The sequence below is a fragment of the Streptomyces sp. YIM 98790 genome, assembly GCF_011421595.1.
Classification (GTDB): Bacteria; Actinomycetota; Actinomycetes; order Streptomycetales; family Streptomycetaceae; genus Streptomyces.
Genome location: NZ_WTLH01000177.1, coordinates 1 through 11,915 on the forward strand (window position 1 = coordinate 1; position 11,915 = coordinate 11,915).

At 75.3% G+C, this 11,915-nt stretch carries 10 protein-coding genes, 1 tRNA gene and 1 pseudogene; 6 read left to right on the forward strand and 6 right to left on the reverse strand.

Annotated features, from left to right (window positions below):
* Positions 1-121: 121 nt before the first annotated feature.
* Both GQS09_RS22795 and GQS09_RS22800 read right to left on the reverse strand, forming a co-directional pair.
* A complete protein-coding gene (locus GQS09_RS22795) occupies positions 122-703 on the reverse strand; it encodes a TMEM165/GDT1 family protein (protein WP_165989208.1) in 582 nt (193 codons plus the stop codon).
* Positions 704-1,213: 510 nt separating this feature from the next.
* Positions 1,214-1,861, reverse strand: coding sequence for a superoxide dismutase family protein (locus tag GQS09_RS22800; protein WP_313896288.1), 648 nt, complete (start codon positions 1,859-1,861; stop codon positions 1,214-1,216).
* A gap of 262 nt (positions 1,862-2,123) precedes the next feature.
* Here GQS09_RS22800 and GQS09_RS22805 point away from each other — a divergent pair, with 262 nt between their 5' ends.
* A complete protein-coding gene (locus GQS09_RS22805; protein ID WP_165989212.1) occupies positions 2,124-2,765 on the forward strand; it encodes a VTT domain-containing protein in 642 nt (213 codons plus the stop codon).
* Between the two features lie 52 nt (positions 2,766-2,817).
* Here the strand turns inward: GQS09_RS22805 and GQS09_RS22810 are convergent.
* A tRNA-Val gene (locus GQS09_RS22810) sits at positions 2,818-2,889 on the reverse strand.
* A gap of 109 nt (positions 2,890-2,998) precedes the next feature.
* Here GQS09_RS22810 and GQS09_RS22815 point away from each other — a divergent pair.
* From GQS09_RS22815 to GQS09_RS29855, 4 genes and pseudogenes are all read left to right on the forward strand, one after another.
* A complete protein-coding gene (locus tag GQS09_RS22815; RefSeq protein WP_165989213.1) occupies positions 2,999-3,937 on the forward strand; it encodes a DUF4097 family beta strand repeat-containing protein in 939 nt (312 codons plus the stop codon).
* Between the two features lie 257 nt (positions 3,938-4,194).
* Complete coding sequence (locus GQS09_RS22820) at positions 4,195-5,508, forward strand: hypothetical protein (RefSeq protein WP_165989226.1); 1,314 nt, start codon at positions 4,195-4,197, stop codon at positions 5,506-5,508.
* A gap of 55 nt (positions 5,509-5,563) precedes the next feature.
* On the forward strand, positions 5,564-5,800 hold the full coding sequence (locus tag GQS09_RS22825) for a zinc ribbon domain-containing protein (protein ID WP_165989215.1): 237 nt from the start codon (positions 5,564-5,566) through the stop codon (positions 5,798-5,800).
* 99 nt (positions 5,801-5,899) lie between these two features.
* Positions 5,900-6,307 (forward strand): annotated as a pseudogene (locus GQS09_RS29855) (DUF4383 domain-containing protein); the annotation flags it as partial.
* 178 nt (positions 6,308-6,485) lie between these two features.
* Here the strand turns inward: GQS09_RS29855 and GQS09_RS22835 are convergent.
* The 3 genes from GQS09_RS22835 to GQS09_RS22850 all read right to left on the reverse strand — a co-directional run bounded on the left by GQS09_RS22835 (position 6,486) and on the right by GQS09_RS22850 (position 11,202).
* Positions 6,486-7,367, reverse strand: coding sequence for an HAD family hydrolase (locus GQS09_RS22835; protein ID WP_243761690.1), 882 nt, complete (start codon positions 7,365-7,367; stop codon positions 6,486-6,488).
* Between the two features lie 101 nt (positions 7,368-7,468).
* A complete protein-coding gene (locus GQS09_RS22845; protein WP_165989219.1) occupies positions 7,469-9,955 on the reverse strand; it encodes a phosphoribosyltransferase in 2,487 nt (828 codons plus the stop codon).
* 71 nt (positions 9,956-10,026) lie between these two features.
* Complete coding sequence (locus tag GQS09_RS22850; protein WP_165989221.1) at positions 10,027-11,202, reverse strand: HpcH/HpaI aldolase/citrate lyase family protein; 1,176 nt, start codon at positions 11,200-11,202, stop codon at positions 10,027-10,029.
* 167 nt (positions 11,203-11,369) lie between these two features.
* Between GQS09_RS22850 and GQS09_RS22855 the strand changes: the two genes are divergently transcribed.
* Positions 11,370-11,915, forward strand: a 546-nt coding sequence (locus tag GQS09_RS22855) for a TerD family protein (protein ID WP_165989224.1), incomplete at its 3' end; no start/stop codon positions are given.

Genomic DNA, 11,915 nt, shown 5'->3' on the forward strand with positions numbered 1-11,915 from the left:
CCGGCCGCGTGGCCGCGCGGCTGCGCAGCTGCGCGGAGGGCCGCCGACGCCGCGGCGCGGAGGCGCGAACACACGACAACACCGAGCGGGGTCCGGCCCGCACGGGCGTCCGCGGGCGGCCTCAGCCGGCCAGCGCCTCCCAGAAGCTGAGCGCGGCGAGCACGGTCATCACCCCGGCGGCGATACGGGTGATCAGCTTCAGCGGGACCCGGCGCATCAGCGCGCGCCCGCCCAGGATGCCGATCGCCGCGACCGACCACAGCGCGAGCAGCGCGCCGGCCCCCACCGACAGCGGGCTGTCGTAGCGGGCCGCCAGATTGGCCGTCATGATCTGCGTGATATCGCCCAGTTCGGCGGCGAGGATGAGCATGAACCCGGCGCCCGACACCTTCCAGAACGAGGTGTCGCGCGGCGCCCGCACCTGCGCGCCCTCGTCCCCCCGGTGGCGCAGCAGCAGCACCGCGCCGGTCAGGAACAGCACCCCGACCAGGGCCTGCACCGGCCGGTGCGGCAGCAGGCTCAGCAGGCTGCCGGCCGCCACCGCCAGTGCCACATGCACGACGAAGGCCGCTGCCACCCCGGCGAACACGTACCGGGCCCGGTAGCGGGTGCCCAGCAGCAGCCCGGCCAGGGCCGTCTTGTCGGGAAGTTCCGCCAGGAAGATCACGCCGAACGTGACGGCGGCGACGGAGAACGAGAACACGCGCGGGATTCCTCACTGCTCGGGCCACCGGGCCGAGGAATCCGCGGGAGCGCACGCTTCGGCCCGGCAGCGGCCAGGACGTCGCATACGCGGCGTCGGGACACTGCGGCCGAAGGTCTCGCTGGCGGACGCGCGGCCCACGCGCGTCGTGACGCGCGGCGGGCCGTCCGCTCCGGGCGCCGGGCACCGCCCGGGGGCGGCGCCAGTATGTCGACGGTCCGGCGAAGAGCTACTCCCCTTCTGCACCGTCCACTCTACGGCAGAGCGGCGCGGGGCGGCGGCGCCCCCCGGGCCCCGGCCGCCCGCTCCGGGCCGTCCGGGCCCCGGCGCAGCGCCCTCGGGCGACCGGCTGCACCACCGGGACCAGCACCGTCACCAGCGCACCGGGACCAGCATCGTCACCGGCACGAAGAGCCGCGGCACAGAGAGCCCACCGCCGTGGCCGTCAGCGGCGACACCCCGCCCCAGCGGCATGCCCGCGGACGCGGAGGAGCCCGCCCGCCGGCGGTGTCAGTGACCGCGGGCGGCGAACGGCACGGTGAAGCAGGCGACCCGCTCGCCCGCGTCCCCGGGCGGCCGGCCGTCCTCACCGGTGGAGGTGGCGCGGGCGTGCAGGACCACCGAACGGGCCCCGTCCGGGCGGAAGGTCCACTCCTGGCGCGCCCGCGCCCAGCCCGTGCCGTCCTCCTTCGGAGTGAAGTCCAGCCACACCTCGTTGCGGGGGTTGGCCAGCCGGGGATCGTCGCCGGTGACGTGCTGGTAGTGCGGACCGGAATCCGCCGGGTCGGGCCCGCACGGCTCGGTGTGCACATGGGTGCCGTAGGTGTGGCCGGGCCGCAGCCCGCGCACCGACAGGCCCACCGTGGTGCCGCCGTCCGCCACGCTGTGCGCGACATGGATGACCGCGCCCACCGGCACCAGCCCTGTGTCGTACGTCACGGCCCGCGGCGGCTCCGCACCGCCGCCCCCGCCACCGCCCCCGCCGGCCTGCTGGAACGTGCCCCAGGCGTGCTGCCAGTAGCCGTCACCGCCCGCGCCGGCGCCGGCCTCCGCGCCGGCCACCGGTCCCGGTGCGGCTGCCGCCGTCCCGCCCAGCAGGGCCGCCACCACCCATGCCACCCTCGCCGCCGTCCGCCTCCGCAGCCTGCTGCTCCGCACCGCGCGCCTCCTTGCCGTCCTCGTGCTCGCGTGCCCGGTCCTGGTCACCGGGTCAGCCTGCCCACGTTCACCGGCCGTTCGGCAGGGGATGGCCCGGCGTCCACCGTGTCAGTGACACGGCGTACGCTGTACGGCGGAACGGAGACGCCACGGCGCGCGCGTCTTCACCGAAATCGGGTCGCCCCGCCGAGGTGGCCGCGATAGACAAGGCTGCCTGACGACGGCCGCCCCGACCGGGTGGCCACGGGGAACGGGGGAGCGCGTGCTGGAGTCACTGGGGATACTGCTGTACGCCCCGTGGATCTACGTGGTGATCGTGCTGTCCATCCTGCTGGACGTCTTCCTGCCCGTGCTGCCCAGCGGGGCCGTCGTGGTCGCCGCCGCCACCGTCGCGGCCGGCACCGCCGCCGATGTCGCGGGCCTGCCCGCCCCGGGCGCCGGCGCGCATCTTCCCGAGCTGTTCCTGCTTGCCCTGTGCGCGGCCACCGCCTCCGTCCTGGGCGATCTGGCCGCCTACCGGCTGGCCCGCCGGGGCAGCCGCCGCTACGCCCGGCTGATCGGCCGCTCCCGGCGGCTCACCGCCGCCCAGCAGCGCCTGGGCTGGGCCCTGGTGCGCGGCGGCGGCCCGCTGGTGGTGCTGGCCCGCTTCGCACCGGCCGGGCGGGCCGTGGTGAGCCTGGGCGCGGGAGTCTCGCACCGCCGGGCCGTGGAGTTCCTGCCCTGGTCCGCGGTGGCGGCCGTGGTCTGGTCGGCCTACAGCGTGGGCCTGGGCTATCTGGGCGGCCAGTTGCTCGGTGCGAGCTGGATCGCCACCGGGCTGTCCCTGGTGGCCCTGATCGGTGCGGGCCTGGTCGCCGCCCGTCTCCTCCGCCGCCCCCGCAGCAACCCCGCCACGCCCGCCTGAAGCCGCCCCCGCACACCGGCCGGCCGGCGGCACGGGACGCGGAACGCGGAAGTGGGCGCAGACGGGTTCGAACCGCCGACATCTTCCTTGTAAGGGAAGCGCTCTACCACTGAGCTATGCGCCCCGGACATCGACTGCACCAGCGTACAGGGCGGAAGGTGGGGAAATCCCCACCAGGGGTCCGGTGGCCGCCCGGATGGTCCGGGCGCCGGGGCGGTCCTAGCGTTCCGGGCATGACGACGAGCGTGCGCAAGGTCCCGGCCGCGGCCACCACGGAAACCGTGCCCGGCGGGACGGCTGACGGTGTGTGGGGCGGCGGGGCGCCACGAGACCGGTACCGGTACCGGTACCGGGGCCGGTACCGGGGCCGGTACCGGGCCCGGCCCCGGTACCGCAGCAGCCGCACGGCGCCCCGGGTGCTGCTGGCGGCCGGCGTGGTGCTGCTGCTGGCGGGCCTGGTGAGCGCCTGCGCCAAGGAGACCCATGCCATCGAGGACGAGCGGCGCGCCTTCTCCCTGGAGCACCTGGACACGGACGAGCCGCTGGTGATCGAGGCGCACAACAGCCGGGTGGAGCTGCTCACCGATCCGGCCCTGGACGGCGAGGTGGCGGTGGCCCGCTGGTTCCGTGCCGAGAAGGTGCAGGGCCGCACCGGCATCTCCTGGTCCATGACCGGCGACGGGCGGCTGGAGCTCAAGGCCGTCTGCAAGGGCATCATCACCACCTGCGACGCCCGGCACGTGGTGACCGTGCCGGAGGGCATCGCCGTGCGTGCCACCAGCAGCAACGGCTCGCTGGAGGCGGCCGGCTTCACCGACGGCCTGGAGCTGTCCACCAGCAACGGCGCGCTGACGGTGACCGGCTGCTCCGGGCCGCTGACCCTGGAGTCCGACAACGGCACCATCACCGCCGAGGGGGTGGACTCCGCCACGGTGCGGGCCAGCAGCCGCAACGGCGGTATCGCACTGTCGCTGTCCGGCGCCCCGGCGGTGGTGGAGACGGATTCGGTGAACGGCGACACGGTCATCGAGGTGCCCGGCGAGGCCCGCTACGACGTACGGGCGCACGCGAGGAACGGCGACGAGCAGGTGTCCGTGGAGCGCGGCGGCGAGGAGCATGTGATCACCGCGGAGAGCACCAACGGCGGCATCACCGTGCGTCCTCGCCCCTGAGCCGTCCCCGCCTTCCCGGTTCCCTCCGTCCCGGTTCCCGACGGCTCCGTGCCCGGTCCCGGGAACGGGTGGAACAATGGGAGACCGGCTCCAGGGCACGGGCGTCCCGGTGATCCCGGTTCCCGTCCCCGAGTCCGGGGCTTCTCAGGCACGGCGGCGGGAAGAGGGAGTACGTGACGCAGACGGCGCAGAGCGCGCGGGCGGCGCGCAGCACCACCGCCCCGGAGCACGGCCACCGGGGCGGCCCGGCCCGGCGACTGGCCACGGCAGTGCTGCCGCCCCTGCCGCTGCTGGCGGCCGTCGCGCTCGTCCTGCCCGGGGCCTTCACCGGCGGCGGCACCCGGCGCTGGGGCCGCGGCCGGGTGGAGGATCTGCGCTCCCTGGCCCAGGGCGCCAAGCATGCCGCGGCCGAGGCCTTCTACCAGCTCGACACCGCCCAGCGCGAGGTGCGGATCTCCATCGAGACCCTCACCGCCGCCGACGACTCCCCGCAGGGCGCCCGCGCCGTGGCCGAGTTCTCCGCGCTGGGCGAGCGCATCGACCAGGTCTCGCACCGCTACATCACCACCGTCGACGCGCACGACCTGGACAGCCCGCAGCTCGACGCGGCCACCGCCGGCCGGGCCCAGCAGGAGCTGAGCCAGGTCCGGGAGGAGATGGAGCGCGCCCGCGGCGACCTGGAGCGCTTCGCGTCCGGGCTGGCCCCGCTGCTCCAGCGGGCCGAGCAGCAACTGGCCCGGCTGACCCCGGCGGTGGAGCAGGCCAGAAAGTCCCTGCTGGCCGCCACCCAGGCACTGGACGCGGCGCGCGACGCCGGCCTGGCCGCGGACGAGCTGGCGGCCTCGCTGGCCGCGCTCGGTCCCGAGCTGCGGATGCTGAACGAGGGCGCCGCCCGGCACGGTGTCCGGGACACGCTGCACCGCGCGGAGCAGCTGCACCGGCAGGCCGGGGCGATCCGCGCGGAGGCGGCCGAACTGCCGCGCCGGGCGGGTGAGATCGACCGTCGGCTGACCTCGCTGCGCACCCGCGCGGAGGCCATTTCCACCCGGGCCGGCCAGGTGGAACCGGTGCTGAGCGAACTGCGCCGCCGGTTCAGCGCGGCCTGCTGGCAGGATCTCCAGCGGGTGCCGGAACAGGCCGCCGAGTCGGTGCGGCGGGCGCAGGACACGCTGCGCGAGGCCCAGCGGGCCCGGGACACGCAGCGCTGGCCGGACGCCCAGGCCCGGATCGCCACCGTGCAGGAGCTGCTGGCCCGCACCGACGAGCTGGTGGACATGGCCGGGGAGCGGCTGCGCAGGCTGAACGAGGTGTCCTTCGACCCGCAGAACGAGATCGAGCGCACCCGCTTCGCGGTGCGGGACGCGCAGCGGCTGGCCATGACCGGGCGCAGCGTGCCCGACCCCCGGCACGCCCAGCCGCTCGACGGCGCGGTGGAGCGGCTCGACGCCGCGATCGCCGCCCTGGAGCGCGGCGGGCGGAATCCGGACTACTGGCGCTTCCTGTGCGAGACCCAGGCCGTGCGGGACATCGCCGCCCGGGTCGTCGAGGACATCCGGGCGACCCCCCGCTAGGCCCGCCGCCGCGGGCGCTGCCGGGCCGGGGCCGGGCCCGGGTTAGGCTTCCGGCATGCCGCGTTATGAGTTCCGCTGCCGCCAGTGCGATGCGCAGTTCGAGGTGAGCCGGCCGATGGCCGCGTCGGGGGATCCGGCGGTGTGCCCGCAGGGGCACCAGGACACGGTGAAGCTGCTGTCCACGGTCGCCGTGGCGCGGGGCGGGGGCGGCGGTGCCCCGGCGCCGGCCGCGTCCTCCGGCGGCGGGGGCGGTGGCGGGGGCTGCTGCGGGGGCGGCTGCTGCGCGGGCTGAACCGGCCGGCCGGTCCCTCCCGGCCGCGGCGTTATGCGAGGTGCGGGTGGGGAACCCGGGCGGTCGTAGCCATCCCGGCACGGCAGGAGGAGGCCCGGTATGTCCGTGTTCCTGGAGGGCGGCAACGAGCGCCGGCTGCCTCGGGGCGGTCTGCGCGGTCTGGCCCGGCAGGCCCGCCTGGACGAGCATCTCCCCGTCGACCACCGGCTGAGCCTGGTCTACCGCATCGGCGCCGGGCTGATCGGCGTGGTGCTGACCGTCTTCGGTGTGCTGGGGCTGGTGGACCGGATCGGGATCTTCGCGACCGAGGACGCGACCGTGCTCGGCCTGAACACCAACGGCGCGCTGAGCGTGCTGTCGATCTTCGTCGGGCTGGTGCTGCTGCTCGGCATGGTGCGCGGCGGCAACTTCGCCTCGAATCTCAACCTCGTCCTGGGCGTGCTGTTCGTGCTGAGCGGCTTCTTCCACCTGGCGGTGCTGGAGCGCGACGCGAACTTCCTGAACTTCCGGATGCAGAACGTGCTGTTCAGCTTCGCGGTCGGGCTGCTGCTGATGATCTTCGGCATGTACGGCCGGATCAGCGGGCATCTGCCGCACGACAATCCGTACTGGCAGGCCCGCCACCCCGACCGCTACGAGGAGGAGCAGCGGCAGCGGGCGCTGGCCGAGTCCCGGGACCGGGAGTTCATGAACGCCCGCCCGGCGTCGTCGGCGGCGTCGGCATCGTCGTCGGCGGAGCGGGAGCCGGAGCCGGCCTCGGGCCGGGGCGCCGCAGCCGGATCCGGTGCAGGAAGGCGCGCAGGATTTCTTCGCCGCAGAGGACACCGGACGTCGTCAGACCGGTGACCCGCGGGGCGGTCCAGCCGCTGAGCGCCAGCTCGCCGTGGCCGGGGCGCCAGCCGTGGTCGGCGGCCAGCAGCAGGTCCGCGTCCAGGTGGGAGTCGCCCGCGGCCAGGATCTCCCCGGCCCCGGCGCGCCGGGCCACCTCGGCCACGGCGGCGCTCTTGGTCAGCGGACGCGGCACCGCGTACACCTTGCGGCCCTGCACGGAGACGGTCCAGCCGCGTTCCTCGGCCCAGCCGGCGAATTCCTTGGCCCAGGACTCGGGGAACCGGTCCCGCTCGACCACCAGGTAGACGAAGAGGTCCTCGGCGGTCCGCTCCTTGCGCACCCAGACCGGGTCGGCGGTGCGCCACATGCGTTCCCGCACCTCGGCCAGGGGCGCGCAGGACTCGGCCAGGGTCTGCTGGATCCGCCGGTGCCAGTCGTGGTCGGTCCGGCCGCGCACCAGCAGGTGGCCGCCGTTGGCGCAGATCGCGTACTCGGGCTCGGGCGCGGGCAGCCGGATGCGGCGGTACTGCTTGCGGGTGCGGGTGGTGACCGGGACGAAGAGCGCCTCCCGGGCGAGCTCGGCGAGCAGTCCGGCCGCGGTCTCGGTGACGAAGGACAGCGGGCGGCCCTCGTGCAGCTCCACGCACAGCAGGCGGGGCGCAGCGGAGTCCGGCATGTCCAGCATCAGCGCGCCCGGTGAATAGACCAGGGTGCGGTCCAGGTCACTGGCCACCATCACCACCGGCCGGGCGCCGGCGGCGGGGGTGTCCGTGCCGGGGGCGGCAGCGGCGGCGGGAGCGGGGGCGGGAGCGGGAGCGGGGGCGGGTTCGGTCGGGGTCACGTCACGGCCTTTCCGTCGGCGCCGGTGGCGCCCCGGGTGTAGTGCGGATGGATCAGTCCGATGCAGGAGTAGGGCAGGTCGTCGGCCTCCTCCAGGGGGACGCCGCGCTGCTCGGCGAGCAGCCGGATGTGGTCCAGGTCGGCGCCGGCGCCCCGGCGGACCACGATCCGCCACGGGACCCGGCGCAGCAGCACCCGGGTGGTCTCCCCCACCCCGGGCTTGACCAGGTTGACGCTGCCGATGCCGTACTCCTCGCTGATCCGCTCCACGGCCCGCCAGCCGGCCCAGGTGGGCGCCCGGTCCGGGGTGTCCGGCATGGCGCCGGGCACGGCGGACGGGAAGCGGGCGCACACCTCCTCGACGAAGCGCAGGGAGACGTCCGCGGGAGCGAGGTCGCGGTAGTACTTGGCGCCGTGGAAGTCGTCCGGGCCGATCAGGTCGTCGCGCAGCACGGTGCGCGAGACGAGCCCGGAGACGGTGGAGTTCAGGCAGGCGGAGGGGATGAGGAAGTCGTCCCGGGTGCCGAAGGTGGCCACGCAGCCGCCCGGGTCGGCCAGCACCGCCAGCTCCGGGCCGAAGCCGGGGAAGCCGCGCAGCGCGTCGGCGAGCTCCCGGGTGATGGCGCCCTTGCCGGTCCAGCCGTCCAGGAACACCACGTCGGCGGGGTCGTGGCGGGCGGCCAGCCAGCGCAGCGCGGTGGTGTCGATGCCGCGGCCCCGCACGATGGACACGGCGTAGTGCGGCAGGTCCAGGCCGTGCGCGTGGTGTGCCCAGCGGCGCATCAGCACCCCGACGGGGGTGCCGGCCCGGGCCAGCGAGACCAGCACCGGGCGCGGGGAGCGCTCGGCCAGCACGGTGTCGGTGACGGTGGCCACCGCCTGGGCCACCCGGGCGGCCGAGTCGGCCAGGGCACGCTCGAACAGCCGCTGGTACTCGGCGCTCGGCTGGTACTCGACGGGCAGCATCTCCGCGTAGTGCCGGCCGCCCTGGATGGCCTCCTCCTTCTCCTCGGTGGGGGTCTCCAGGCTGGTGACGGCGGACAGGTCCTTGAGCAGCCAGCCCACGTCCTCCGCCGGGTAGGAGGAGAACTCCGGGCCGCGCAGCGGGCGGGCGGTCACCGGGCGGTGGGTGGGGATCACGGCGTGCAGCACCCGGGGGGTGTGCGCGGCCAGCCGGTCCAGCAGGCCACCGGGGGCGTGCAGTGCGGGGGTGTCGCCGGCCGAGTCGGTGACGGCGACGATGGCGTCCCAGCGGCGTCCGGCGATGTTGTAGGCGTAGCGCGGGCCGGGGCCGTCCCCGGGGTCGTCGTGCGCGGGGAAGGTGAGGGCGCTGCGGATGGCGTAGCCGGGGTGGTCGACCGGCAGCACGGGCGAGCGGGTGGTGGAGGAGAAGTACACCCGGCACCCCTCGCCCGCCGGCGGCTCCGCGGCGCGCTGCTCCGCGCCCGTGCCCGTGCCGGAGCGGGGCGGCGGGACGTGCGGCACGCCGGCCGCCGCGGCGGCCCGTTCCTCCAGGGCGGCGGCGATGCGCAGCGGCGCGTACATCAGCTCCTCGCAGCCCAGCACCAGCACCCGGCGCGCCCCGCCCGGCAGGGCCGCGGCCAGCCGCTCCGCCATGCCGGGCAGGGCGGCCTCCAGGCGGGCGGCGTGGGCCGGGGTGAAGCCGTGCCGGCCGCCGTCCGGCAGCCCGTCCGGCCAGCCCAGCCCGACGGAGCGGATCTCGCCGCAGAGCGTGCCGGGGGTGACGGCGGCCGGGGGCTGCGGGGTGTGCTGGGGGGTGTGCTGCGGGGTGTGCTCGGCCAGCACCCGGCGGGCACGGTCCAGCACGTCATCGGGCAGGGTGACCCGGCCGCGGGCCAGGCAGACCACGTCCACCCGGGCGCCCAGGCCGGCGGCGTCCTTGTCCAGCGCGGCGGCATCGGCCGGTTCCCGCACATCGGTGAGGGCCACGATCACATAGCGTTCCCGCGGACGGAGACGGTGCAGCGCTGCGATGGTGTTGCGCAGCGTACGGCCGGTCGACAGTTCGTCGTCCACCAGCACCAGCGGGCCGTCCCGGTCCAGCAGGTGCGGGTCCTCGGGCAGCAGCAGGTGGGAGGTGTGATGGCTGTGCTCCTCCTCGAAGCCGCCGACCGGCTCCAGGCCCGGCACCGGGCGCCGGGTGGAGTGCAGGCAGGGCACGCCGCCGATGCCGTCGGCCACGCTGTGGCCCAGGCCGGTGGCGGTCTCGGCGTAGCCGAGCACCACGGCCGTGTCCGCCTCGGCGTCGCCCAGCAGGCGGCGCACCCGGGCGCCGAGCTCCCGGCCGGTGCCGTGCACCACGGCCGGGCTCTGCGGGACGTGCTTGCCCAGCACCAGGGAGACCAGGAGCTGGGCCCGCCTGCTGTTGTCCCGGATGGCCAGGCCGAGCAGTTCGTGCAGCCGCTCGCCGTGCAGTTCGAGGCCCAGCCGCCGCGCGGCCCACTCCCCCGCCCAGACCGTCATTCCCGGGTCTCCTCCCTCGGCCGTCGACGTCAACTCGTCCGTCCTTCTCGGGTCCATGCGGCTCATGCGGCTCATGCGGTTCTCACGCTCTGGGCGGTGAGGAAGTCGACGAAGTCGACGCCTTCCCGGGCCACGCCGAAGACCTCGGCGCGCAGCAGGGTGCGCTGCGCCCAGGCCCGGTGCGGCTTCACCTCGTTCATCTTGTTGGTGTACGCGGAGCGCAGCACGCCGCCGCCGTCCGGGCCGGTGCCCAGGATGTCCCGGGCGTCGCTGTACTCCTCGTGGCTGACCACGGAGAGGGCGTGCACCACCGGCGTGTGGGAGGGGTGGATGCAGGTCTTGCCCAGCAGGCCGTTGGCGCGGTCGAGGGCGATCTCCTGCACCAGCCCGTCCAGGTCGCGCTGGATCAGCTGGTGGCGCAGGCGTTCCATGCCGCGATAGCTGAACGGGCTGGTGCGCAGCTGCGGTTTGAAGATGCGTTCCTGCGGGCGGAAGTACTCCCAGACCGGTCCGGTGACGGTGACGCCGGTGCCGTCCGCGCGGCCGAAGACGTTCACCACGTCGGCGATGACGGACGCGACCAGCTTGACGTCGTAGGCGGTCATGTCGGGGGTGCGGCGCAGGCCGTAGGCGGCGCAGAAGTCGGTGACGCCGATCCGCAGGGCCGGTATCCGGTCGCGGTACTTCTCCACCAGGCGGGCGGTGTCGGCCAGGGCCTGGGCACGGGTCTCCAGGTGCAGCAGCACCGGGGACTCCAGCACCGGCATGGCCAGCAGCCGCCGGCCGCACAGCACTTCGGCGGCGGTCAGGGCCTCCAGGAAGGCGGGGCCGGACCCGGCGGTGAACTTGGGCAGGACGTATCCGGCCAGCAGGGCGGTGGCGGGTCCGAGCCGGGTGGTGAGGTCGGTGATCTGCTCGGGAGTGCGGACCCGGACGAACAGCAGCGGCAGCGTGCCGGCGGGGACGTCGCGGTGCAGTTCGCCGAGCTGGCGCACCAGGTTGTCCTCACCGCCGGGGACGTCGGCGTCGCTGATGGAGTCCTCCAGGCACAGCACCATGGAAACCACTCCGGCGGCGGCCTGTTTCCGGATGTCGGAGGCCAGCCGGGTGCGGGTCGCGGGGGAGTACAGGGTGGCGCCGAGCGCCGTTCCGAGGGTACGGACATCGGAGTCCAGCCCGAACTCCGCAGGCTCGCGGTGGAACAGCGCTCCGCGTTCGGCGGACGTGAGCTGCCCGTAGTGCCGCATGCGACACCCCTTTTGGTCGGTGTTCCTGGTGATCAGTGGCGGAAGTCGGCCACGCGGGCCGGTGGGTGAGGTGGCCGGAACCGATCGATACGGGCCCGGCGCACATCGTACGGTCCGATGTGTTACGACAATGCTGCTTCAGGCCGCACGGCAGGCAGAATTTCGGTATGACGCGCGTACTTGGTGAAGGCTCCGTGCTGGCCCTCGGCACCCCGGTGCTGCGGGCGGAGGTGCACTGGTCCCCGCGCGGCGGCGGCGCCGGTGCCGGGGCCCGGCCCCGGCTCTCGGTGCTGCTGCTGGGGCCGGCGGGACGGGTCCGCGGTCCGGAGGATTTCGTCGGCGGGCCGCGCACGGAGCATCCCGGCGGGCAGGTGCGGCGGCTGCCGCCGCCGGACGGCGGCCCGCCGTTCGACGCCGCGCAGCTGGCGCTGGCCGGACTGGCGCCGGACGTGCACCGGCTGGTGCTGGCGGTGGACGCCGAGTCGGGGCTGCTGGCGTCGGCCGGGCCGCTGCGGCTGCTGCTGCGGGACGCGGCCGGTACCGAGGTGGGCGAACTGCCGCTGGCGGTGGTGTCGCCGCGCGACACCGCACTGGTCTGCGGCGAGGTGTCGCGGGGCGGCGGAGGGTGGAAGTTCCGGGCCACCCGCCGGGGCTTCCCGGGCGGTGCGGCGGAGCTGGCGGCGGCGTTCGGCGCGGTCCCGGGCGGCGGCACG